Raw genomic sequence first — 22423 nt, 5'->3', positions numbered from 1 at the left:
GGGAAGATCGTCTTCTTACCTTGATCGCAGTTCACGTGCATTCGTTCGTAGCGCACGATCTCATCGACACAACGAGGTATTCCATGGCTGTTGGCAAGGTTTCGGACGCCAATTTCGAAGCGGAAGTGCTCAAGGCGACTGGCCCGGTCGTGGTGGATTTCTGGGCGGAGTGGTGCGGCCCTTGCCGCATGATCGGCCCGGTGCTGGACGAAATCTCCAGCGCGATGGGCAGCAAGGTCAAGATCGTGAAGCTGAACGTCGACGAGAGCCCGAGAACGGCCTCGAAATACGGCGTGATGTCGATTCCCACCCTGATGATTTTCAAGGACGGCGAGCTGGCCTCGCGTCAGGTCGGCGCCGCACCGAAGCAAAAACTTGAGCAGTGGATCACTGCCACAGTTTGATCTTTTCGCACCGAATCCCGCAAACGGCCGGCTCAACGCCGGCCGTTTTGTTTGGGTCTAGAGTCTTTGACGCGTTTTCTTCACGCGAACCGGATTCCATTTCGCTCGAAAACGCGCTCTAGCAGGTGTCGTGCTTTTTCCTTCCTTACGGGAGGGGAAAAGGAGTCAGATCGGCGGCGTGCCGTTCTCCGCCAGCACGTGGCCGGCGAGATACAGCGATCCGGCGATCAGAATGCGCGGCGGAATTTCGTAAGCGAGACGCGCGACCGATTGCAGCGCGGTCCCGACGCTCACCGCAGTTTCGGCACGCATATCGAGCGCGCGCACCGCTTCCGCCAGGACCTCCGGAGACATCGCGTTCTCCATGTTCGGAATCGGCACGGCAATGACATGGCGCGTCAGGCCGGCGAAGTTGGCGAGAAAGCCCTGCGCGTCCTTGTTGCCCATCATGCCTGTTATCACCACCAGCGGCCGCGACAGCCGCTCCTCAAGATCGCCGAGCGCCGCCGCCGCGACCCGTCCGCCATCGGCGTTGTGCCCGCCATCGAGCCAAAGCTCGGCGTCGCGCGGCGCCTGATCCACGATCCGACCGGATGTCAACCGCTGCATCCGCGCCGGCCATTCCGCGCCGGTGACGCCACGCTCGAACGCCGTTGTCTCGATGCTGAACCGGTCCTGCGCCCGCAGCGTCGCGATCGCAAGGCCCGCATTGTCGAACTGATGCCGGCCGAACAGCCGAGGCGCGGCAAGGTCGAGCAGACCGCGTTCGTCCTGATAGACCAGTCGCCCGTGTTCCACGTGGACGTGCCAGTCCTGGCCGGCGGCGTGCAGTGGGCTGCGCATCTGCTTCGCCCGCTGCTCGATCACAGCCTGCGCCTCCAGCAATTGTTCGGCGGAGATCACCGGCACGCCACGCTTGATGATGCCGGCTTTCTCGCCGGCAATCTGCATCAGCGTGCCGCCGAGAAACTCAACATGATCGATGCCGACCGGCGTGATAACGCTCGCCAGCGGCGTTTCGACGACGTTGGTGCTATCGAGCCGGCCACCGAGGCCGACCTCGAGCAACAGCACGTCGGCGGGATTTTTCGCAAACAGCAGAAAAGCCGCCGCCGTCTTCATCTCGAAAAGAGTGAGCGGATCGCCGCCATTAGCGCGCTCGCATTCAAGCAGCGCGTCACGCAATGGGTCATCGGCGACCAGCGTTCCGGCTAGCCGCACGCATTCGTTGATCCGCACCAGGTAAGGCGAGGTAAAGACGTGCACGCGCAAACCTGCAGCCTCGAGAATCGCGCGCAGATAGGCAATGGTCGAACCCTTGCCGTTGGTGCCGGCGACATGAATGACCGGCGGCAGCTTGCGTTCGGGATGATCGAGCCGGTCGAGGATGCGCCACATCCGGCCGAGCGTGAGATCGATCCTTTTCGGATGCAGCTTCGAGATCCGCGCAACGACGTCATCAAGCGGCGTATACGGGGGCGGAACGGCGCTCACGCCGGAGGTGCGGCTGGCGTCGCCGGCGGAGCCTCCGGAACGGCAGCCGGTTCGGCCGGCTCATCCGGCGGGACAGGAGAAGCTGGTTCTGGCGCCGCCTCGATCGTTTCCGGCGCCTTGGTCAACAGCCGGCACAGCCGCGCCAGCGTCGGCCGCAGCTCGTGACGATGCACCACCATGTCGATCATGCCGTGGTCGCGCAAATATTCGGCACGCTGAAAACCCTCCGGCAGTTTCTCGCGTATGGTCTGCTCGATGACGCGGGCTCCGGCGAAGCCGATCAGCGCGCCGGGCTCCGCGATCTGAACGTCCCCAAGCATCGCATAGGAGGCCGTGACGCCGCCGGTGGTCGGATTCGTCAGCACCACGATATAGGGCTGGCATGCCTCGCGCAGCATCTGTACCGCGACCGTGGTGCGGGGCAGCTGCATCAATGACAGCACGCCTTCCTGCATCCGCGCGCCGCCCGACGCCGCGAACACGATGAAGGGGCATTGTTTTTCGACCGCAAGTTCGAGACCTCGCACAATCGCCTCGCCCGCCGCCATGCCGAGCGAGCCGCCCATGAAATCGAAGTCCTGCACCGCGACCACGACGGCGGAGCCTTCCAGCTTGCCGAACCCGACCTTCACGGAATCATGGAGCCCGGTCTTGGCGCGGGCGTCCTTGATGCGGTCGACATACTTGCGCTCGTCGCGGAATTTCAGCGGATCTGCAGGCACCTCCGGCAACGCCACATCGTACCAAGTCTCGTTATCGAAGATCGAGCTCAGCCGCGCATCCGCGCTCATGCGCATGTGATAGTTCGATCCGGGGATGACGAACTGGTTGCTCTCAACGTCCTTGTAGAACACGAGCTGTCCGGTGTCGGGACACTTGATCCAGAGATTATCCGGCGTTTCCCGCTTGAGGATATTGCGGATTTTCGGCCGGACGACGTTAGTCAACCAATTCATCGAAGACGCTCCATAACCGAGCAGCAATACCCCCGGTGCGCAGCGGTGCCGGCGCAAGGCAAAGGGGCGCTCCGCCGGAGTTTTCTAGAGCATTTCGTTTCTGATTGAATCAGAAGCGAAGCTCTAGATTGTTGTTTTAACGCGTTTTCTTCACGCGAACCGGTATCCACGTCGCTCGAAAACGCTATAGCTTAAATAACGCGAAGGAGCGACCCCCTCGCGGCCTTCCCGCGCATAGATGCGGCTTGGGTCTCTCTTCCGCAAGGGAGTGTTGAAACCGGTATTTCCGGGCCTTCCGCTCCAATTCTTATAGAGGGGTGCGCCGAAAATCCCTACACACCTTCTCACCCGCTTTGGCGGACCGTACGCCCTCGGCCAGCGACGCCGCGAGACCGGCGACCGCGTTGACCGTTTCGGCCGTCGCCTTGCCTTCGGCGTCAAGGCTGCCGCTGAGCACATCCACCAGCGCCGAGCCGACCACCGCGCCGTCGGAGCGTTCGGCGATGCCGCGCGCCGCATCCGGGGTGCGGATGCCGAAGCCGACGCAGACCGGCAGGCTCGTATGGCGCTTGATGCGCCCGACGGCCTCGCCGACAGCCGCCGAATTCGCCGCCGCGCTGCCGGTGATCCCGGTGATCGAGACGTAGTACACGAAGCCGGACGTATTCGCGAGCACTGCCGGCAGCCGCTTGTCGTCAGTCGTCGGCGTTGCGAGGCGAATGAAATTCAACCCGGCTTTCATCGCCGGGATGCACAATTCGGAGTCTTCCTCCGGCGGCAGATCGACGACGATCAGACCGTCGATGCCAGCTGCCTTCGCATCGTCAAGAAATTTCTCGACGCCGTAGATGTAGATAGGATTGTAGTAACCCATCAGCACAATCGGCGTCGAATCGTCGTCTTTCCGGAAATCGCGGATCATCTGGAGGGTCTTGGTCAGCGTCATGCCCGCCTTCAGCGCCCGCAGGCCCGCAGCCTGGATGACCCGACCATCCGCCATCGGATCGGTGAAGGGCATTCCGATTTCGATGATATCCGCGCCGGCCTTGGGCAGCGCCTTGATGATAGCGAGCGAGGTCACGGGGTCCGGATCGCCCGCCATCAGAAAGGTAACGAAGGCCGAGCGGTCCTGCTTCCGCAACTCAGCAAAGCGCGTGTCGATACGGGTGGTCACTTCTTCCTGCCCTTCAGAATATCGCCGACCTGCGGCACGTCCTTGTCGCCGCGACCCGAGAGGTTGACCACCATCAGATGATCTTTCGGTCGCTCGGGTGCGAGTTCGATGACCCGCGCGATCGCATGCGACGATTCCAGCGCCGGGATGATGCCCTCCAGCCGCGTGAGCAGCTGAAACGCCGCCAGGGCCTCCTCGTCGGTCGCGGAGAGATATGTGACGCGGCCGGTCTCGTGCAGCCACGAATGCTCCGGACCGATGCCGGGATAATCCAGCCCCGCGGAAATGGAATGCGCGTCCTGGATCTGGCCGTCGTCATTCATCAAGAGATAGGTGCGGTTGCCGTGCAGCACGCCCGGCCGTCCGCCTGTGAGCGAAGCCGCATGCAGCTTATCGAGGCCATGACCCGCCGCTTCGACGCCGAAAATCTCCACCGAGGATTCGTCGAGGAAAGGATGGAATAGCCCCATCGCGTTGGAGCCGCCGCCGATGCAGGCAACCAACGAATCCGGCAGCCGGCCCTCGGCCTCCTGCATCTGCTGGCGGGTTTCGTCGCCGATGATCGACTGGAAGTCGCGCACCATCATCGGATAAGGATGCGGCCCCGCCACCGTGCCGATGCAATAGAAGGTGTCGTGCACGTTGGTCACCCAGTCGCGCAGCGCCTCGTTCAGCGCGTCCTTCAGCGTGCGGGTGCCGGACTGCACCGGCACCACTTTGGCGCCAAGCATTTCCATGCGGATGACGTTTGGCTCCTGTCGCGCCACATCCACCGCACCCATATAGACCACGCAGTCGAGGCCAAAGCGCGCGCATAGCGTTGCGGTGGCAACGCCGTGCTGTCCGGCTCCGGTCTCGGCGATGATGCGCTTCTTGCCCATGCGCCGCGCCACCAGAATCTGGCCGAGCACGTTATTGACCTTGTGCGAACCTGTGTGGTTCAGCTCCTCGCGCTTCAAGTAAATCTTGGCGCCGCCAGCGCGGCCCGAGGCCACGGAAATTTCCCGAAGATGCTCGGTGAGACGCTCGGCGAAATACAAGGGCGACGGCCGGCCGATATAGTCCTTGCGATAGCGCGCCATGTCGCGCTGGAACGAGGCGTCGACCCTGGCATCGGCATAGGCCTTCTCAAGATCGAGGATCAACGGCATCAGCGTTTCCGCCACAAATCGGCCGCCGAATATGCCGAAATGCCCGCGTTCGTCGGGGCCGGACCGGAAGGAGTTGGGGAGGGAATTCATTTTCACCCTTCGTCATGGCCGGATTTATTCCGGCCATCCACGTCTTGCTTGCTGTGAATTTCGATAAAGGTTGATGCCTGCGGCGCAGACAAATTTACGCAATCTACGACCGCTCTGCGCAAGCATGACGGCTGCCGTAGTTCTCCGAGACTACTCCACATGCGAGGTCACTTCGCGCAAACTGGTTTCCGCCGCTCGCGCGGCACGAATGAAATCTCTGATCATTCCGGCATCCTTGACCCCCGGCGCGCTTTCCACGCCTGACGAGACATCGACCCCGCCAGCGCGGGTGATGCACACCGCATCGTGGATATTGCCTGCGGCCAGACCTCCCGACAGCATGAATGGCACTTCGAGGGACAGATTTTCCAGAAGGCGCCAGTCAAAGGGCACGCCGAGTCCGCCCGGCCGGGTCGCGTCCTTTGGCGGACGCGCATCGAACAGCAGGCGGTCGGCGACGGCGGCATAGCCCGGCAGCTCTGCAAGATCGGCGGCGGTTTCAACGCCGATCGCCTTCATCACGGGCAGGCCGAACAGCCGCTTGATCTCGCGGATACGGGCAACGGTTTCCTTGCCATGCAGTTGCAGCAGATCCGGCCGCATGGCCTCGATGATTCCACTCAACGTCGCATCGTCGGCGTCGACGGTCAGGGCCACCTTGCCCGCCCGGCCTCGCACCTGCGGGCTGAGTTCTCGCGCGCGCTGAAGCTCAAGATGCCGCGGCGACGGTGGAAAGAATACGAAGCCCACCATATCGGCGCCGGCTTGCAAAGCAGCGTCAAGCGTCTCAATGGTGGACAGGCCGCATATCTTGACGATCAGGGGCATGGTCTCGAATGATCCGGCGCAAGCCGGCCGATCGCCGCTATCAAGCGCGATGGGAGTTCTACAACGTCGCAAGCGGCTTGTCTCGCCCGGGCGAGAACGCCATTTGAACGTTCTTTTCCTTGCGGCCGGAGGCCAATCACAATGATTTGGATCGAATCGATCCAAAAGGGCGCTATCCGGTCCGCCGGGTTAAGTCCGGCAACCGCGACGTCTCACGCGACTCGTAGCGTGATCGCAGATCAGCCAGTTCCACGCGCGCCTCTCGCGCATCCGTCTCGTACTGGCGAGACGTATGCCGCCAGCGGCGCTGCCTGAGCCAGGTCGCGATGCTCCCGGCTACCACGCCGAAAATCGCAACCGCGATAATGAGAATGAACAGCGGCAGCGTGACGCCGGTCTCAGGGTCATTTCCACCGAAGGGATCGAACGTCACCGTCACCAAGTGGCGATTGGCGAACGCGAACACGATGAAAAGGACACCAAGCGGAATCAGGATCAAGCCGGTGAGGAATTTGCGCATGATCTCTCTCGCGACGCAGCGTCAGTCGGCAATCGTGCTGACAGGTTCACTCGCCGATTGATGGGGCCGCTCCCCTGAACGTTTCTACGCGCTCGCTTCGCTCGTCGCATTCTCGCGATTGAGCCGCTCACGCATCTCCTTACCGGTCTTGAAAAACGGTACACTTTTCTGATCGACCGGGACGTGTTCTCCCGTACGCGGATTACGGCCCGCGCGGGCAGGACGATGTTTAACTGAAAACGCACCAAAACCACGCAACTCGACGCGATCACCCCGCGCAAGAGCGGCGACAATCTCATCGAGGATCGCGTTCACGATGTTCTCCACATCCCGCTGGTAGAGGTGCGGGTTGTGTTCGGCGATGCGTTGAACGAGTTCGGATTTGATCATCGAGACTGAGGCCCATGCGTGGGAGGCCCATTTCCTTGGAAATGGTCAGGACTGTCAAGACGCTAAATGCGATTCGAGCCGTGCCGCGATGCCTTGCATCGCAGCATCCGAGGTTCCTCGCGGCGCAAAATGCCTGCTCACGACCGGCTCGGACCTCAGTTCGACGGTGCGGGCTGCCATAATGCCAGCATTCCATTGAGATTAAGGCGATCTGCCGCTCCTACGATACCGGTCTGCTCAACCTGTCGAGCGATACTGCTCAATCCCAGCGCGTCAAACGCCACCGACGCGGCGGTGCGAATAAACGTCAGATCGGTCAAACGCGGCGACAACTTGAAATCGCGCACCGGCAGGTCGGGCGCGACTTTCTTTTCCGCCACAAGCCACGCGATCGCAGCCTTTTCGTCGCCAAGCTGATCGACCAACTTGAGAGCTACCGCCTGTCTTCCGGTGAAAACGCGCCCATCGGCGACTTTCTCGAGCTGCGCATCGTCCATGCCGCGCCGGTTCTGCACTAGACCGCGAAACCAGGCGTAGGAATCCTTCACCAGGGCATCGATCGCGGCCCGCGCCTCTGGACTGGTCGGTTCAAATCCGTTCGGGGCCGCTTTCAGCGGCGACGATTTCACCTCCTCAACCTTGACCCCGACGGTTTTCAGAAGGTCGGTGAAATTCGGATACTGAAACAGCACGCCGATCGAGCCGACCAGCGCCGTCTGCTGCGCGACGATGTGATCGGAAGCGAGCGCCGCGATATACCCGCCCGACGCGCCGAGCCCTTCCACCACCACGACCATCGGTTTCTTGGCCTTCAGGCGCGTCAGGGCGTCGTAAAGCTCTTCGGACCCGGCGGTGGTGCCGCCCGGCGAGTTGATGTGGACGATGACCGCGGGTGCGTTCGACTTTCCGAGTCGCTCCAGCGCCTCGACTCGCTTTTGGTCGCTGCGGATCAGACCGTCGATGCTGACGCGCTGGATCGCGGAGGCGCCGGTCAGCTTGCCGCCCCAGGGCGTGGCGTAAGCGCCGACCGCAACGATCGCGCCGATCACGATCAAAGCCGACGCCACGCGCCAGAAGGTAAGCTTGCGGCGCAACCTGCGGCGATCGACGATCACGTCGGATTCCATCGACATCGACATTTCTCCTCAACGAATATTGCGGTCGATCACACCGTCGCCGGTGCATGACATTTGGGCTAGTCAAACTACACCAATCGCGGCGTAATATGAAGAAAGCATGGCCGGCTCCGATCATGCGCCGGAACGTGAAACCGTGCCGTTTCACCTGGCCGTTTGACCTGGCTCCCGGCTAGCGGCTGCGCCGGTCCGGCGTGATTAACTCGGGTCGCGGCCCCGACAGCCGCTTGTGCAGGTGGACCATGAAGGCCATGCCGAACAGCGGCGTTGCCAGATTGACGATCGGAATCGCCACGAAAGCTGCGATGATGAGTCCGGCCATAAACACTGTAGAAGCGTTATCGCGGCGCATCGCCTTGGCCTCCGCCGGTGAACGGAACCGCATCGCCGCAAGCTCGAAATATTCCCGGCCGAGCAGCCACGCCGTTGCAACGAAGAACACGATCACGCCCACGCCTACGAACACGAACGGCAACGCAATCAGATAGACGAGCAGCGTCAGCAGCGCCGTCTTGACGCCCTCGGCCATCGCAAGACCAATCGGCAATGCCGCGCCCGAGCGGTCGGCTGGATAATACTCGTGCTCGACGATCTCCGCGACGTCGTCGACGAACACGCCAGCAACCAGCGAGGTGATCGCAGGCATCAGAAACACCGCGCCGAACACGATGCCTAAGCCTGCGGCAATTGAAAGGACCCAGGCGAGAATATTGAGCGGTGTGTGGAAGGCCGGCCCCAGCATGGTCTCCGCCCAGAGTTCGCTCGATCCGGCGAGCCAGCTCAAGAGCCGCTGCAGTCCGACCGAGACCACGACGATCAGCACAAGCGCGAGCCCTATCGCGCGCCACAGGATGGCGCGCATCGGCGGCGACAGTATTTGCATAAGGGCGTTGACAGCAGCGCCGATCATGAGGGTGCGTTTCCCCAAGGAATCCTGCGCTCAGATAAACACCGCGATCCGCGCCGGCAAGAGCACGGAACGACGACGACCGCGCCGAGGAGCGCGAATGCAAGCGAGATGCGAACTTCGGACTGGGGCACAAGAGCGGGATGAGAAAAGTGTGGAGCGGCTTTCCGTAAAACGCGTCAGATAAAACCGTAGAGCCACGCTTTTGATTCTTTCAACCGCGGAAAGGCTCTAGGTGGCGTAGGTCTGCGCGCCCGCGAGTTCGGCCGCGACCATGGCGCCAAGCGCCATGTCACTCTGCTGACCGAAGCCGTGATGAACAATGCGGCCGTTGCGGCCGATCAGGATGCTGGTCGGCGTGCCCTGCATTCCATATCGGCCCATGGTGACGGGCAGCGGGGTGCCATCGCCCGCGGCATCGACGCCGATCGGAAACGTCAGCCGGTATTCGTGAATAAAGGCCTGAAGCGAAATCGGCGTCATTGCAGCGTGATGTTCGAATACCGTGTGCAGACCTATCACCTGAAGATCGGTCGCCTTGAACAACTCATAGGCGCGCTGCGTCTGCGGCGTGCCATGCGCGACACAGCCGGGACATAGCATCTGGAAGGCATGGAGCAGCACCGGGCGGCCGCGCAGTGCAGCCAGCGTCAGAGGCTCGGCCGTGTTGAACCATTGCGAGACGGCAAGTTCGGGAGCGGTGATGTCGGCGTCGGTCATGGAATTGCCTCGCGAGGCCACTTGAGGACCGGGTCCGGCACGCTCTCCGGGTCGGATGTTGCGGCGGGCACGCAGGACTGATGTCGCGGCCGCGGCGAGGAGCTTTCGTCGGCGATCATTTCTTCGACCGGCGCGGGGGCGAACGACGGAGCGCCTGCCCCGACTTGAATCGGGTCCAAAACACCCGCCACTTCCGCGAGCGGCTTCTGCTTGTCGGCCCAATGAAGCGAGAGGTAATCGAAACCCCGCACGATCGTGGGCTTGACGATCTCGAAATAGGGCGAGATATCGAAATCTCGCGGCATATAGAGCGAGGAATCGCGAATGTGCAGAATCTCGCGCCGGGCGTTGCGGCTGCCGGCGCGGGTGATCTTCGGCAGGATCGGATAGCGCACCGCGCCGAACGCCTGCGCGATCAACGCCGAGCAGATAATCTTGGTCGGATCGCCGGACCCGAACGCGATCATGCGCCGCCGCCAGCGCTGCGGCACCGGCAGCGGAATCAGGTAACGCATCAGATCGATGATGTTCTTGGTGTCGTAGCCGAAGCCGATCCGGTTGATGGCGTAGCGGCACACCGTAACGCGATCCTCGTGCGACAGCCCGACCGGGCGGCACAACCGGGTGTGATACGGAAGATATTTCGACAGCGGCGCCGAGATGACGCCTTCGCCGACATTGGCCTCGATCAGCACATGCGACTCGCCATCGGGCTCGCTGGCGCCGTCGATCGGGCCGACATAAAGCGCAGCATGCGACCATGTCGATTGCGTCAGATACTTGATGATGCCGGAAATACGACTATTGCCTTCAACTAGGAGAACGTCGCCCTCCTGAACGAGGCCGCGCACGCGCTCCGGATCGCTCGGCGTGAACGGCTCGTACCCCGGCAGCTCCTTCTGGAGGTACGCCGCAATCCATTTTCCGACCGTATCGAGCACGAAACCCATGGCAGTCTCTCTCCGCCTTTCGACCTGACCGGTTTTCCCTCCTTACCATGGCCAAAACCCGTTGCAATTCGGTTCATAGCTGCAATCGCGAAATTACCATCGATTCACCATGACAGTTGCCGCAGGCTGATTGATGCGGCAAGTTCGCCGTGTCCCGAATCCGAAGCCTGCCAGACCCTCGGATTCGAAAAGAACACTGAAAATCTACGATTCTCTGGTGGCATGGTTTCAAGACCGTTCGCTTTTTGGACATGCAAAACGGAAAGCGATTTTTTAGAACCACCACATCGGTCATTCCTGCATTTGAGTCTTGGAAACCATGCCATGAGAATGACACGCCGCGATTTTCTGTCGGCATCCGCCGCCTGTGTGGCAGGAATGGGCATCGGCCGCGCGCCGGCCGCGCCGCTGCCGCGCGATGCCGAGATCGTCGTGATCGGCGCAGGCGCCGCAGGCATCGCGGCGGCGCGACGGATTCAGGCCGCGAATCGCACCGTGCTTGTGGTGGAAGCGGCAGACAGGATCGGCGGACGCTGTCACACCGATACCAGGACTTTCGGAACGCCGTTCGATCGCGGCGCACGCTGGCTGTTTGAGCCCGACACTAATCCGATGATCCGGCTGGCGCGAAGCGTGGGTACGGAGGTGTTTCCGGCCCCGCTCGGCCAGAAAATCCGCATCGGGCGGCGTAACGCGCGGGCGGGCGAAACCGAGCAATTCCTCGCGGCGCTGGTGCGCGCACGGCGCGCCATCGGCGAGGCCGCGCGTGGGAAGATCGACGTCGCCTGCGCCTCGGTGCTGCCCGGCGATCTCGACGTTTGGGCTCAGACGATCGATTTCGTGCTCGGCGCCAGCGCCACTGGAAAGGATCTGAAAGATCTCTCGGTGATGGATCGAGCGAGCGCGCCTGAGCGCAACGCCGCGATTGATTGCAAACATGGCCTCGGCGTGCTGCTCGCGACGCTCGGCCAAGCCATACCGGTGAGTTTGTCGACGCCTGTCAGCCGGGTGACCTGGGCAGGCCGCACCATTGGAGTCGAGACGCCCGCGGGCCGTATCGACGCACGCGCCGTCATCGTCACCGTATCCGTCAATGTGCTGACCGCAGGCAACATCCGCTTCACGCCCGACTTGCCGAAGCGCTCGCTCGACGCGGCTGCGAAATTGTCGCTCGGCAGCTACGATCGCATCGCGCTGTGGCTGCCCAACAATCCGCTCGGCCTTGGACACAATGAAACCATGATAGAGCAGAGCAACGACGGAAAGACCGCGCTTCTCGTGGCGAACGCGGGCGGATCGTCGTTGTGCACGATTGATATCGCAGGCAGCTTCGGCCGCGATCTGTCGGCACAAGGAGCAAGCGCGATGACGGCCTTCGCCACGGAGTGGTTAACAAGGTTGTTCGGTAGCGATGCTGCGGCTGGGGTGAAGCAGTCCGCCGTGACCAGATGGAACGCCGACCCCTATGCGCTCGGGGCGATGTCGGCTGCAGAACCTGGCGGCCACCCCTCGCGGAGAATCCTGATGGAGCCGCTCGGCAACCTGTTTCTCGCCGGTGAAGCCGCGCACGAGACGCTGTGGGGTACCGTCAACGGCGCATGGGAGAGCGGCGAGCGAGCGGCTGACGCCGCGCTGCGGAAAATCGGCGCGAGCAAGGAGCCGGTACAGCCGTCAGCGTCAAAGCACAAGCCATCGCGACACGACAGACGAACGCCGTCGCGAGGTGCAAACGACGCCTTCGGCTTTCCGCTGCCCCGATGACGCGACCCAGGGCGCTGATTTCATGGTCGTCAGGCAAAGATAGCGCCTTTGCCCTGCATGAGATTCGCCGCGAGGGCGCGTTCGATGTCGTCGGCGCACTGACCACGGTGAACGAGAGCTACGGCCGCGTCTCGATCCACGGCGTGCGCGAAAAGCTCTTGCACGCGCAACTCGCGTCCGCAGGACTGCCGCCGCTTGTCGTGCCGATTCCCAATCCGTGCCCAAACGATGCCTATGAAGAGCGCATGACGCGGGCGATGGCGGATGCAAAGCGGTCCGGCATCACGCATGTCATCTTCGGCGATTTGTTTCTCGCGGACATCCGCGCCTATCGCGAACAAAAGCTCGCCGGCACTGGTATCACGCCGGTGTTTCCATTGTGGCGCCGGCCTACTTCGGCGCTTGCGCGCGACATGATCGCGAGCGGGCTGGAAGCGCATCTGGTCTCGATCGACCGAGCGAAGCTCGACCGTTCGTTTGCCGGACGCAACTTCGATGAGAGGCTACTGAAGGACCTTCCGGCCGGAATCGATCCGTGCGGCGAGAACGGCGAATTCCACACTTTCGTTTTTGCCGCGCCGATATTCTCGCAACGAATCGAGGTCGTACGCGGCGACATTGTCGAGCGCGAGGGATTTGCCTACTGCGATCTTGTGCCTGCGTAATCGTTCCAGTTTTCTTGATGCGAACCGGTATCCGCTTCGCGTCAAGACGCTTTAACCGCGCAAGCTCCCGCCGGTTCTTTTCGCGACTTCGGCAACAACTTTCGCCGCCACCGCGTCGATCTCCTGATCGGTCAGCGTCTTGTCACGCGGCTGCAGCGTCACCGCGATAGCAACCGATTTCTTGTCCGCATCGATGCCCTTGCCTTCGTAGATATCGAACACCGTGACGCCCGAGATCAGCTTTCTGTCCACGTTTTGCGCCGCGCGCACGATATCGGCCGTTTTCACAACGCGATCGACGATGAACGCGAAGTCGCGCGCCACAGGCTGGAACGGCGGCAATTCCAGCACCGGTTTTGCGCGAGTCGGCTTCTGCTTGGCCTCCGGGATGCGGTCGAGAATCACCTCGAATGCGAGTAGCGGACCATCGGCCTTCAGCGCTTCGAGCACGCGGGGATGCAGTTCGCCGAAATAGCCGAGCACGTTCTGCGGTCCGATCTGGATCGCAGCCGATCGTCCCGGATGCAACCATGCTGGAAAGTTTTTCGATTCACTGCTGATCGCGATCTGCAACGCCTGCGCCGGCGCACCGGCGGCAGCCAGCACGGCAAGCGCATCGGCCTTTACATCAAGCGCATCCGCGGTGGCCGCGCCCGACCAGTGCCGCCCGAGACCCGCCGACGAGGCCATGCCGCGGCGAAGCCCGGCGGCGGCCATGAATTGATCTTGCGGACCGTCGCCTCTGAAAATCTGCCCGACCTCGAACAGCGCGACGTCGGGAAAGCCCCGGTCGGCATTGGCCTGCGTGATCGCGACGAGACCCGGCAGCAGGCTCGGCCTCATGTCGGAAAGATCAGAGGCAATTGGGTTGGCGAGCGCCAGTTCCTTACTTCCGCCGCCGAACAGCTCGGCCTGCGGCTTGGCGATGAACGACCAGTTGACGGCTTCGACCATGCCGCGCGCCGCCAGCGCACGCCGCGCGCGTCGGGTGCGTGACTGGATCGGCGTCAGCACAGGTTTGCGCGGCGCGTCGCCCCGATCGAACGGCGTCATCGGTACCTTGTCGACGCCAACGATGCGCACGATCTCCTCGACAATGTCGGCCTTGCCCTGAACGTCAGTGCGCCAAGTGGGGACAGCGACCTTCACAACGGGCCCGCTGCCGGCCACCATAAAACCGAGATGGCCGAGAATGCGCCGCACTTCGACCAGAGGCACATCGATAGCCGCCAGCCGCTTGATTTCGCTCAAGGGGAAATCGATCACGCGATCATCGGGCAGCGCCTGTCCGGCAACGACGTTCTCCGACGGCGTGCCGCCGCAAAGCTCGATGACGAGCCGCGTCGCCATCTCAAGCCCGGGCACCATGAAGGCGGGATCGACACCGCGCTCGAAGCGATAGCGCGCGTCTGAATTGATGCCGAGCCTGCGGCCGGTCTGCGCGATGTTGATCTCGCTCCACAGCGCCGATTCGATCAGCACATCGGTGGTGGTCTCGTCGCAGCCGGATTGCTCGCCGCCCATGATGCCGGCGAGCGATTCGACGCCCTTGTCATCGGCGATAACACAAATATTCGGATCGAGCGTGTAAGTGCGGCCGTCGAGCGCCAGCAGCGTCTCACCGTCGCGGGCGCGGCGGATCGTGAGATTTCCGTGCACCTTCTTCGCGTCGAACACGTGCAGCGGACGAGCACGGTCGTAGGTCATGAAGTTGGTGATGTCGACCAGCGCGTTGATCGGGCGCAGACCGATCGAAGTCAGGCGCTTTTGCAGCCATTCCGGCGACGGGCCGTTCTTCACCCCGCGCACGAGGCGCAGCGCGAAGCCAGGACACAGCGCGGCATCCTCCACCGTCACCTTCACCGGACAGGGAAATTCGCCATTGATCGGCTTGATGGTCGGGTCCTTGAAGCGGCCCATGTCGGCAGCGGACAGATCGCGCGCGATACCGTGCACGCCGGTGCAATCCTGCCGGTTCGGCGTCAGGTTGATCTCGATCACGGGATCGCCGAGCCCGGCCCATTCCGCATATCCCACACCGACCGGCGCATCCGCCGGCAATTCGATGATGCCGTCGTGATCCTCGGAGATTTCAAGCTCGGCCGCCGAGCACAGCATGCCGCGGCTCTCGACGCCGCGGATGGTGCCGACGCCGAGCGTGATGTTCTTTCCGGGAATGTGGGTGCCAGGCGGCGCGAACACGCTGACGAGGCCCTCGCGCGCGTTCGGTGCGCCGCATACCACCTGGATATAAGCGGGCTCACCCTTGTCGCTGGTCTCGCCGGTATCGACCATACAGACCCTGAGACGATCGGCATTCGGATGCTGCGCGGCGGAGACCACGCGCGCGATGGTGAACGGCGCGAACGTCTTCGATTTGTCCGCGATGTGCTCGACCTCGAGCCCGATCATGGTGAGCTTGTCGGCAAGTTTGTCGAGCGGCTCGTCGGTGTCGAGATGCTCTTTCAGCCAGGAGAGGGTGAATTTCATTGTCTACTCGAAACCGTAAGTGTCTTTGAAAATATCGAACAGTTGCTTCGCTGATTCTCTTCCGAACTGGATCGTTTGACTTTGTTTACCTGGATTTTGGCGGTCCATAGATCCACCAGTATCGATTTGAACGATACGAGTTGCACCATCCGTTTCAAATATTTTGACGATTGCCTCGACTTGCGTCGACTGCATCTTGCCTGTCGATTCGCCAAGAGAAATCGCACTGATCCAGGCCATCGAGATCTCCGCAAAATTAAGTACTCAATCCCCCCGCCAGCGTCGGGATCTCGAGCGGCCTGAAGCCGTAGTGATTAAGCCAGCGTACGTCGCCTTCGAACAATTGCCGCAGATCGGCGATGCCGTATTTCAGCATGGCGATACGGTCGATCCCCATGCCCCAGGCAAAACCCTGATAGACTTCGGGATCGATGCCGCACAGCTTCAGCACGTTCGAATGCACCATGCCGCAGCCGAGAATCTCCAGCCAGTCCTCGCCCTCGCCGAAGCGAATCTCGTTCTTGTCGCGGCGGCACTGGATATCGACTTCCAGCGACGGCTCCGTGAATGGGAAGAACGAGGGACGAAAACGCATGTTGACGTTGTCGACCTCGAAGAAGGCCTTGCAGAATTCGTGCAGGATCCATTTGAGGTGGCCGAGATGCGATGACTTGTCGATCACCAGCCCCTCGACCTGATGGAACATCGGCGTGTGAGTCTGGTCCGAGTCGCTGCGATAGGTGCGGCCAGGGCAGATGACGCGAATCGGCGGTGTCTTGCTCAGCATGGTGCGCACCTGCACCGGCGAGGTGTGCGTTCTCAACAAGAGGCGCGAGCCGTCCTCCTTCGGATTGAAGTAGAAGGTGTCGTGCATCTCCCGCGCCGGGTGGCCTTCGGGGAAATTTAGCCGCGTGAAATTGTAGTCGTCGGTCTCGATATCGGGGCCTTCGGCGACCGCGAAACCCATGTCGGCGAAGATCGTGGTGACCTCGTCCCACACCTGACTCAGCGGATGGATGCGGCCGGCTTCCGCGGGCGCCTCGCGCAGCGGCAGCGTGACGTCGATGGTTTCCGACGCGAGGCGGACATCAAGCGCGGCGGACTTCAGCACCTCGCGGCGTGCGTTGATGACGGCGGCCACCCGATCCTTGAGCATGTTGATCGAAGCGCCGCGCGTCTTGCGTTCATCCGGGGACATCGCGCCAAGTGTCTTGAGCAACGCCGTCACCGCGCCGTTCTTGCCGAGCGCCGCGACGCGCACCGCCTCCAGCGCGGCCTCGTCGCCTGCATTGTCGACAGCGCCGGTCAGCTCCTGTTCGAGAATCTCGATGTCGGCCATCCCTTTTACTCCGGCATGATGAACAAGTCGGTCTCGCGCGGCTTGCCGCCCGCCTGCGTCAGCATCGCGTGAACCTGCCCGCGATGATGGGTTTGATGATTGAAGAAATGCATCACGAGCTGCCAGCGCGGCTTGGTCACGTTGCTCCCGGTCGCGCCGGAGAACCAGGTAAGATCTGCCTTGATCCAGTCCGGATCGAGACCGTCGGCCCACTCGATCAGCCGGGCGTCCGCGGCGCGACGCTCGCGCTTGAGTTCGCTCCAGTCGGGAACAAGCGTCGGCGACTCGCCGATCCCGCAACCGGGCCTCGGCCAGTCCGAGAACCGACTCATCCACATGCGGTCTGCCCAAAGCAGATGATTGAGCGTGCCGTGGATCGAGCCGAAGAACGCGCCGCGATCGCGGCGGCGTTCGCCGTCCGACAGCCCGTCGGCCACCGTGTAAAGATTGTCGTTCTGCCAGCGGTTGTACCGGGCCATCCGCCGGGCATAGCTGATCTCGATCATCCGTCGCTCCCGACGGCCGACCGTCGCGAAGGCTCAGGCCGCGAGCGCGGCCTTGGCCTTCTCGGCGATCGCCTGGAACGCGGCGGGCTCGTTGATGGCGAGATCCGACAGCACCTTGCGGTCGACCGTGATGCCCGACTTCGACAAGCCGTCGATGAAGCGGCTGTAGGTCATGCCGAACGGCCGGACGGCGGCGTTGAGGCGCTGGATCCACAGGGCGCGGAAGGTGCGCTTCTTGCGCTTGCGGTCGCGGAAGGCGTACTGGCCGGCCTTGTCGGCGGCGGCCTTCGCGGCGCGAATGGTGTTCTTCCGGCGGCCGGAAAAACCCTTGGTGATCTTGTAGACTTTCTTGTGCTTGGCATGAGCCGTCACACCGCGCTTGACGCGAGCCATGACCGATCTCCTTCAAAGTGACTGGTGAATTTGACGCCGCTCGGCGCGGCGGGATTGCAACAGGTCGGCCGTCAGGCGTTCGGCAAGAAGTACTTCTTGATGTTGTCGCCGTCGGTCTTGAACAGGATGCGGGTGCCGCGAAGCTGACGAATCTGCTTCTTGGTCCGCTTGATCATGCCATGTCGCTTACCGGCGTGGGCGGACACCACCTTGCCGGTTCCGGTCACCTTGAAGCGCTTTTTAGCGCCCGATTTGGTCTTCAATTTGGGCATTTGGCTCTCCTGTTGCCACGAAAAAATGCGCCCCAAGGGGCGCTTTTTGCGGCGAAATGCTCGCTAGAGCGTTGAAAATGCTCGACTATACCTGAAATGACATCGCCGGCATGGTCGTCGCCACGGCAGCCCTTGAATCAGCCGGGCGGCGAAGATCGGGCTTATGGCAGAGGATGGCCGGATTGGCAACGATTTACGGAAAGAACGATCGCTATTCCCCGCCGAAGGGGCTTTCCGGGAGAGACATGCCCCGCTTAAAAAATCGCTGGAATTAAGTCGCTTGGAACAGACACGGCGCGCTCCCTCTCCGCTTGCAGGTTGGGTCTTACAGAGGCTCGTCGAAACTGGCCCGCCAGATGTCTAGCGAGCCAATTTTTGTTCGAACTCTTAAAGAGATGAACGCAGCCCTCAGCGCGGTGCCAGCACCATGACGACCTGACGGCCCTCGAACTTGGCGTCCTGCTCGACCTTGGCGTAGGCGGCGACGTCGGCCTTCACCTTGTCGAGCAACTTGGTGCCAATCTCCTGGTGAGCCATCTCACGGCCGCGATAGCGCAGGGTGATCTTGACCTTGTCGCCCTCCTCGAAGAACCGCTGCATCGCCTTCATTTTCACGTCGTAGTCGTGATCGTCGATCATCGGACGGAGCTTGATCTCCTTGATCTCGACGACCTTCTGCTTCTTGCGGGCTTCAGCGGCTTTCTTCTGGGCCTGAAACTTGTATTTCCCGTAGTCCATAATCTTGCAGACGGGAGGACTGCTGTTCGGGGCAATCTCGACCAGATCCATACCGGCATCCATGGCCATCTTGATGGCGGCGATCGTTTCCACGGTACCTTGGTTGGTGCCGTCCTGATCGATCAATTGAACCTGGGCATTGCGGATTTCATCGTTGGTGCGCGGTCCGTCTTTCGCGACGGGCATTGGCGCTCTACTGGGACGGCGAATGGGTGGCTCTCCAATGTTGTGAAAGAAGCGCCTACTCTGAAGGAATAAGCGGCTGCGGGCAAGCGGGGGAATTTAACGCGGGGCAAAACCATCGAGCGCGAGGTATTTTGGTCACGCCGGTCAATTTCGATCCGCTACTTGTTCCGCATCGAGCAGGCATTCAAATGGGGGAGCGGCACTGCTGGAAATACGCAAACGGACGGACGCCATGACGAGCGAGACGACAGCGCAATTTATCGAGGTCGGCGGCGGCGACGCCGTCCGCCGGATCGCAGTGCAGGCGCGGCACGGCGACTCCCCGGGCCTGTTCTGGCTCGGCGGCTTCAAATCCGACATGGCGGGCACCAAGGCGCTGGCGCTCGATTCGTGGGCGGCCGAACGCGGTTTGGCCTGCGTTCGTTTCGACTACTCCGGTCATGGGACTAGCGGCGGCGAGTTCACCGATGGCACCATAGGACGCTGGCTCGAGGAAAGCCTCGCGGTGTTCGACGCTTTTTGCGAGGGGCCGCAGGTGGTGATCGGCTCATCAATGGGTGGCTGGATGGCGCTTCTGCTCGCGCGCGCGATCGCGCGACGGGCATCCTCCCGCGCCACGCTCACCGGCCTCGTGCTGATCGCACCGGCGCCGGATTTTACCGAGGAGTTGATGTGGAAGACCTTTTCGCCGGAGGCCAGACATGCCATCGAAACTGATGGCGTCTGGCTGCGGCCGTCCGATTACGGCGATCCCTACCCGATCACGCGCGAACTGATCGAGGAGGGCCGCAACCATCTGCTGCTTGACCGCAGCATCTCGACCGGCTGTCCGGTGCGCATCCTGCAGGGCGCGCAGGACCTCGACGTGCCGTGGCGTCACGCCTTAACGCTGACCGAACGGTTGCCGAGCGATGACGTGGTGCTGACCATGATTCAGGACGGTGACCACCGGCTGTCGCGCCCACAGGACATCGCGCGCATTTTGGCGGCGGTGGCGGAGTTCTTCTGAACCCAGCGGATGGCCGATCATGCCCGGCCGCGGCGAGCATCCTCCTCATCTCGAAACGTTCCTCGGCGGGCTAACCGGCTCGAGCAACCGGAAGGCCGCTTTATCTGCGCTTAACTGTGAGTTTGGCGGAGCCTTCATTGTTGCGATAGAATGCGTCGTAGAATCCGGGAATGCCAAGCACCGCATCGTTGACGAACACAAGCAACTCGCCGCTGCGTGTCGGCCGGATCACGGCCTCGATGGTGCCGTCTTCCGGATCGGGATCGAGAAACACCTCCTCGCCGCCAACCGCGCCGTAGCGCAAAACCAGGCGGAACCACGGCCGCGTCAGTTCGCGGCGCAAGGGAACGCCGAGCACCAGCGCCAGCTGCTGATGCCAGTTCGGCGCATCGGTCGAGTAGAATCCGCCGAGCGGAGACGAAATGCCGCCGTCCCGGAACGGCTCGGCGGTCTCCACCTTGACCACATAGCGCGCGCCATTGCCCTGGACGAAAATCCCGGTGTTGTTGCACAGGCCGGATGTAGCGAAGGTCACGCTGGCTTCCTCGCCGCGAGTTAGCGCTTTCGCTTGGGAGTTTTCGCGGCAGGTGAAGCCGGCAATGTCCTGAACGTTGTAGAGAAGGTGGCTCGTCAATGTGATGCCGAGATAGACAAAAAGAAGCGCAAAGAATGCCGGCGCGCCGCGCCGCTTCAGCCAGTCGTGAAAAGCGACGTAGATGCGGCTGGTGCGCAGCCGATAAATCCAGTTTGTCGGTCCCTTGGTGGGCGCGCACGGGGCGCGCCGCCAGATCGCGCCCATCTTATCCGAGATGCCGGCCGCGAGTCGTGCGCTCCAGGCGATCAGCACAATCACGGCGGCGAGCAGGAGTGAGAACTGCACCGGGCTGCGGGCGTAGCCGTCGATCCAGGTTTGCGCGAATCCGGGCAGGAAGCCGCCGACCAGGCGGATGATGTCCGAGATCCAGCGGACCGGGCTGAGATACTCGTCCTTGGCAGGCAGCTTGCGCAACAGAGGGTAGAGCACGAGCCAAAGCGAAACGCCAACAGTGAGGAAATAGACGATGCGGCGCTTCCACACCTGGTTCCAGACATGTTCTTGCGTTTCGGCGCGTTTCGCCGCCTCATCCGAGGTTTCAAGCCCGAACGCATCGGGCGTGATGATTCGCCCATCGTAAGTCGCGATATCGTAGACCGCGGGAAGCCCCACCGGCGCATAGGCGTGGGCACGGCTTGCGATTCGGCACAAAGCGCTCTCGTGAATCTTCGGTCTCGCCACCGACACCACGTCCCGTTTCGTGTAGGCGTAGTTGGAGAGAAGTTCGAGCTTGCGCGGCCCGTAACGATAGTATCCGCCGACACCCTTGCGCGGATCATAGAGCCGGCCATCCTTGTCGCACATTGCGACGGCATGCTTGAAGGTGTCGGGATCGGCTGGCGGTGCCCCCTGATCCGACTTGAAGCGCAAACCGCAGGCCTGCGCCTCCCGCAACATCCAGACCAGTGAGATATAAGCCAGTGAATCGTCCGGATAGCCGCCGCCGACGTTGGAATGAACGCCAGGAAACCAGACCTGACTCACCTGCTCGTCGGCAAGATAGCGCTCACCGTCCCCGCGAAGCCGGGCAGACTGTGCTCCGCTCTCATCCCACAATTCGGGATGGAAAGTGGTTCGCTCCTCGTCGATCGACAGCGCCTGGCAGGCCCGCATCACCCGCGTCAGATCGAGCTTGTGGTCGGGCAATTGCAGCGGCCAGATGAAGCGGCTGACGCCTCGCGTCATCTCGTCGATCGGCAACCCGTAGGCGGTGACAGTATCCCACACGCCAACGAAGCGGATGCGCTGGATCACGCGATTGTCCGCCTTGTTGTAATTGTCGCGCCAAACCAGATCGCGCAAAGCCCTGAACAGATGCTCGATGCGCCAGACCGTATGATAGCGTTCGCGGCGATAGGCGCGATAGGCTGCGCGCGCCTTGCGATCCAGTTCTTCCTCGGTGGCGGCGGCAATCAGTCCTTGATTAAGGATCAGCCCCATCACCACGCGAATGGTGAAGGCGCCCCGGCTAAAGCCAAAGCCGAATATCTGGTCACTCTCGTCAAGCCAGTTGCGGCAGGCGAACTTGTAGATATCGATAACGTTGCGTTTCAGCCCGAAGCCAAACGCGCCGCCGAGCACGGCGAGCGGCTTGAACGACGACGTGCCGACGCCGTCATCGTAGAACGCCACCTGATCCGATCCGGAAAGATCTAGCCCTTCGAATGTGCGCCAGACGTTGGTGCGCCAGACCTTCGCCGCGGAATTTCCGGTGCCATCAGAGAGCAGAACGATTTTCCGGCCCATGCC

Annotated in this window: 23 protein-coding genes; 4 read left to right on the top strand and 19 right to left on the bottom strand. The window is 62.2% G+C overall.

The annotated features are described in order from the left end of the window. The first annotated feature begins 83 nt into the window (after positions 1 to 83). The gene (gene trxA / locus ACM561_RS00970; RefSeq protein WP_011313390.1) at positions 84 to 404 is read left to right on the top strand and encodes a thioredoxin; all 321 of its coding nucleotides are present in this window, start codon (positions 84 to 86) and stop codon (positions 402 to 404) included. A 165-nt stretch (positions 405 to 569) separates the two neighbouring features. Here the strand turns inward: trxA and ACM561_RS00965 are convergent, their stop codons facing one another. The 11 genes from ACM561_RS00965 to ACM561_RS00915 all read right to left on the bottom strand — a co-directional run bounded on the left by ACM561_RS00965 (position 570) and on the right by ACM561_RS00915 (position 10720). After that, positions 570 to 1898 carry a bifunctional folylpolyglutamate synthase/dihydrofolate synthase gene (locus tag ACM561_RS00965; protein WP_425907365.1) on the bottom strand — a complete coding sequence of 443 codons (1329 nt, stop codon included), beginning with the start codon at positions 1896 to 1898 and terminating at the stop codon, positions 570 to 572. After that, on the bottom strand, positions 1895 to 2854 hold the full coding sequence (accD, locus tag ACM561_RS00960; RefSeq protein ID WP_425907363.1) for an acetyl-CoA carboxylase, carboxyltransferase subunit beta: 960 nt from the start codon (positions 2852 to 2854) through the stop codon (positions 1895 to 1897). The genes ACM561_RS00965 and accD overlap by 4 nt, the downstream gene beginning before the upstream one ends. A gap of 307 nt (positions 2855 to 3161) precedes the next feature. Beyond that, positions 3162 to 4028: a tryptophan synthase subunit alpha gene (trpA, locus tag ACM561_RS00955; RefSeq protein WP_425907361.1), complete on the bottom strand. Its 867-nt coding sequence runs from the start codon at positions 4026 to 4028 to the stop codon at positions 3162 to 3164. Continuing rightward, positions 4025 to 5269: a tryptophan synthase subunit beta gene (gene trpB / locus ACM561_RS00950; protein WP_079445109.1), complete on the bottom strand. Its 1245-nt coding sequence runs from the start codon at positions 5267 to 5269 to the stop codon at positions 4025 to 4027. The genes trpA and trpB overlap by 4 nt, the downstream gene beginning before the upstream one ends. A 150-nt stretch (positions 5270 to 5419) precedes the next feature. After that, a complete protein-coding gene (locus tag ACM561_RS00945) occupies positions 5420 to 6097 on the bottom strand; it encodes a phosphoribosylanthranilate isomerase (RefSeq protein WP_425907359.1) in 678 nt (225 codons plus the stop codon). Positions 6098 to 6269: 172 nt separating this feature from the next. Continuing rightward, positions 6270 to 6617, bottom strand: coding sequence for a lipopolysaccharide assembly protein LapA domain-containing protein (locus ACM561_RS00940; protein ID WP_425907357.1), 348 nt, complete (start codon positions 6615 to 6617; stop codon positions 6270 to 6272). Between the two features lie 84 nt (positions 6618 to 6701). Continuing rightward, on the bottom strand, positions 6702 to 7007 hold the full coding sequence (locus tag ACM561_RS00935; RefSeq protein WP_009796612.1) for an integration host factor subunit beta: 306 nt from the start codon (positions 7005 to 7007) through the stop codon (positions 6702 to 6704). Positions 7008 to 7162: 155 nt separating this feature from the next. After that, a complete protein-coding gene (gene sppA / locus ACM561_RS00930) occupies positions 7163 to 8140 on the bottom strand; it encodes a signal peptide peptidase SppA (RefSeq protein WP_425907356.1) in 978 nt (325 codons plus the stop codon). 175 nt (positions 8141 to 8315) lie between these two features. After that, positions 8316 to 9053 (bottom strand): sulfate transporter family protein, encoded by a 738-nt coding sequence (locus tag ACM561_RS00925; protein ID WP_425907354.1) that lies wholly within the window; start codon positions 9051 to 9053, stop codon positions 8316 to 8318. 228 nt (positions 9054 to 9281) lie between these two features. Then, the gene (locus ACM561_RS00920; RefSeq protein WP_425907353.1) at positions 9282 to 9770 is read right to left on the bottom strand and encodes a peroxiredoxin family protein; all 489 of its coding nucleotides are present in this window, start codon (positions 9768 to 9770) and stop codon (positions 9282 to 9284) included. Beyond that, on the bottom strand, positions 9767 to 10720 hold the full coding sequence (locus ACM561_RS00915) for a YiiX/YebB-like N1pC/P60 family cysteine hydrolase (protein ID WP_425907351.1): 954 nt from the start codon (positions 10718 to 10720) through the stop codon (positions 9767 to 9769). Before ACM561_RS00915 ends, ACM561_RS00920 begins: the two co-directional genes overlap by 4 nt. A gap of 324 nt (positions 10721 to 11044) precedes the next feature. Here ACM561_RS00915 and ACM561_RS00910 point away from each other — a divergent pair, with 324 nt between their 5' ends. After that, positions 11045 to 12481, top strand: a complete 1437-nt coding sequence (locus ACM561_RS00910; RefSeq protein WP_425907350.1) for a flavin monoamine oxidase family protein — start codon at positions 11045 to 11047, stop codon at positions 12479 to 12481. Beyond that, positions 12478 to 13146 carry an ATP-binding protein gene (locus tag ACM561_RS00905; protein ID WP_425907349.1) on the top strand — a complete coding sequence of 223 codons (669 nt, stop codon included), beginning with the start codon at positions 12478 to 12480 and terminating at the stop codon, positions 13144 to 13146. The genes ACM561_RS00910 and ACM561_RS00905 overlap by 4 nt, the downstream gene beginning before the upstream one ends. A 51-nt stretch (positions 13147 to 13197) precedes the next feature. Here ACM561_RS00905 and pheT read toward each other — a convergent pair whose 3' ends face one another. The 7 genes from pheT to infC all read right to left on the bottom strand — a co-directional run bounded on the left by pheT (position 13198) and on the right by infC (position 19094). After that, positions 13198 to 15636: a phenylalanine--tRNA ligase subunit beta gene (gene pheT / locus ACM561_RS00900; RefSeq protein ID WP_425907347.1), complete on the bottom strand. Its 2439-nt coding sequence runs from the start codon at positions 15634 to 15636 to the stop codon at positions 13198 to 13200. Between the two features lie 3 nt (positions 15637 to 15639). Beyond that, positions 15640 to 15876, bottom strand: a complete 237-nt coding sequence (locus ACM561_RS00895; protein ID WP_425907345.1) for a methionyl-tRNA formyltransferase — start codon at positions 15874 to 15876, stop codon at positions 15640 to 15642. Positions 15877 to 15892: 16 nt separating this feature from the next. Next, positions 15893 to 16975 carry a phenylalanine--tRNA ligase subunit alpha gene (gene pheS, locus ACM561_RS00890; protein WP_425907343.1) on the bottom strand — a complete coding sequence of 361 codons (1083 nt, stop codon included), beginning with the start codon at positions 16973 to 16975 and terminating at the stop codon, positions 15893 to 15895. Positions 16976 to 16980: 5 nt separating this feature from the next. Next, positions 16981 to 17481 (bottom strand): DinB family protein, encoded by a 501-nt coding sequence (locus tag ACM561_RS00885; protein ID WP_425907341.1) that lies wholly within the window; start codon positions 17479 to 17481, stop codon positions 16981 to 16983. Between the two features lie 33 nt (positions 17482 to 17514). Beyond that, the gene (gene rplT, locus ACM561_RS00880; protein WP_079445120.1) at positions 17515 to 17874 is read right to left on the bottom strand and encodes a 50S ribosomal protein L20; all 360 of its coding nucleotides are present in this window, start codon (positions 17872 to 17874) and stop codon (positions 17515 to 17517) included. Positions 17875 to 17945: 71 nt separating this feature from the next. After that, complete coding sequence (rpmI, locus tag ACM561_RS00875) at positions 17946 to 18146, bottom strand: 50S ribosomal protein L35 (RefSeq protein ID WP_011508684.1); 201 nt, start codon at positions 18144 to 18146, stop codon at positions 17946 to 17948. Positions 18147 to 18554: 408 nt separating this feature from the next. Beyond that, entirely contained in the window at positions 18555 to 19094 is a 540-nt protein-coding gene (infC, locus tag ACM561_RS00870) for a translation initiation factor IF-3 (protein ID WP_425909852.1), read from the bottom strand. Positions 19095 to 19302: 208 nt separating this feature from the next. Between infC and ACM561_RS00865 the strand changes: the two genes are divergently transcribed. After that, entirely contained in the window at positions 19303 to 20079 is a 777-nt protein-coding gene (locus tag ACM561_RS00865; protein ID WP_425907339.1) for an alpha/beta hydrolase, read from the top strand. A 100-nt stretch (positions 20080 to 20179) separates the two neighbouring features. Here the strand turns inward: ACM561_RS00865 and ACM561_RS00860 are convergent, their stop codons facing one another. Beyond that, positions 20180 to 22420: a DUF2235 domain-containing protein gene (locus tag ACM561_RS00860; RefSeq protein ID WP_425907338.1), complete on the bottom strand. Its 2241-nt coding sequence runs from the start codon at positions 22418 to 22420 to the stop codon at positions 20180 to 20182. Between the last annotated feature and the right edge of the window lie 3 nt (positions 22421 to 22423).

Source organism: Nitrobacter sp. TKz-YC02 (genome assembly GCF_049852135.1).
GTDB classification, from domain to species: domain Bacteria; phylum Pseudomonadota; class Alphaproteobacteria; order Rhizobiales; family Xanthobacteraceae; genus Nitrobacter; species Nitrobacter vulgaris.
The sequence above is the reverse complement of the archived record's forward strand: the minus strand, read 5'-3'. Positions and strand labels throughout refer to the sequence as shown.

Excerpts from the sequence above, each read along its gene's own strand:
- trxA (WP_011313390.1), top strand. The coding sequence starts at position 84 with ATGGCTGTTGGCAAGGTTTCGGACGCCAATTTCGAAGCGGAAGTGCTC.
- ACM561_RS00895 (WP_425907345.1), bottom strand. The coding sequence starts at position 15,876 with ATGGCCTGGATCAGTGCGATTTCTCTTGGCGAATCGACAGGCAAGATG.
- ACM561_RS00915 (WP_425907351.1), bottom strand. The coding sequence starts at position 10,720 with ATGGGTTTCGTGCTCGATACGGTCGGAAAATGGATTGCGGCGTACCTC.
- ACM561_RS00945 (WP_425907359.1), bottom strand. The coding sequence starts at position 6,097 with ATGCCCCTGATCGTCAAGATATGCGGCCTGTCCACCATTGAGACGCTT.
- pheS (WP_425907343.1), bottom strand. The coding sequence starts at position 16,975 with ATGGCCGACATCGAGATTCTCGAACAGGAGCTGACCGGCGCTGTCGAC.
- sppA (WP_425907356.1), bottom strand. The coding sequence starts at position 8,140 with ATGTCGATGGAATCCGACGTGATCGTCGATCGCCGCAGGTTGCGCCGC.
- ACM561_RS00860 (WP_425907338.1), bottom strand. The coding sequence starts at position 22,420 with ATGGGCCGGAAAATCGTTCTGCTCTCTGATGGCACCGGAAATTCCGCG.
- ACM561_RS00940 (WP_425907357.1), bottom strand. The coding sequence starts at position 6,617 with ATGCGCAAATTCCTCACCGGCTTGATCCTGATTCCGCTTGGTGTCCTT.
- ACM561_RS00925 (WP_425907354.1), bottom strand. The coding sequence starts at position 9,053 with ATGATCGGCGCTGCTGTCAACGCCCTTATGCAAATACTGTCGCCGCCG.
- rpmI (WP_011508684.1), bottom strand. The coding sequence starts at position 18,146 with ATGCCCAAATTGAAGACCAAATCGGGCGCTAAAAAGCGCTTCAAGGTG.
- trpB (WP_079445109.1), bottom strand. The coding sequence starts at position 5,269 with ATGAATTCCCTCCCCAACTCCTTCCGGTCCGGCCCCGACGAACGCGGG.
- ACM561_RS00920 (WP_425907353.1), bottom strand. The coding sequence starts at position 9,770 with ATGACCGACGCCGACATCACCGCTCCCGAACTTGCCGTCTCGCAATGG.
- ACM561_RS00865 (WP_425907339.1), top strand. The coding sequence starts at position 19,303 with ATGACGAGCGAGACGACAGCGCAATTTATCGAGGTCGGCGGCGGCGAC.
- ACM561_RS00885 (WP_425907341.1), bottom strand. The coding sequence starts at position 17,481 with ATGATCGAGATCAGCTATGCCCGGCGGATGGCCCGGTACAACCGCTGG.
- ACM561_RS00905 (WP_425907349.1), top strand. The coding sequence starts at position 12,478 with ATGACGCGACCCAGGGCGCTGATTTCATGGTCGTCAGGCAAAGATAGC.
- ACM561_RS00910 (WP_425907350.1), top strand. The coding sequence starts at position 11,045 with ATGAGAATGACACGCCGCGATTTTCTGTCGGCATCCGCCGCCTGTGTG.
- ACM561_RS00935 (WP_009796612.1), bottom strand. The coding sequence starts at position 7,007 with ATGATCAAATCCGAACTCGTTCAACGCATCGCCGAACACAACCCGCAC.
- pheT (WP_425907347.1), bottom strand. The coding sequence starts at position 15,636 with ATGAAATTCACCCTCTCCTGGCTGAAAGAGCATCTCGACACCGACGAG.
- rplT (WP_079445120.1), bottom strand. The coding sequence starts at position 17,874 with ATGGCTCGCGTCAAGCGCGGTGTGACGGCTCATGCCAAGCACAAGAAA.
- accD (WP_425907363.1), bottom strand. The coding sequence starts at position 2,854 with ATGAATTGGTTGACTAACGTCGTCCGGCCGAAAATCCGCAATATCCTC.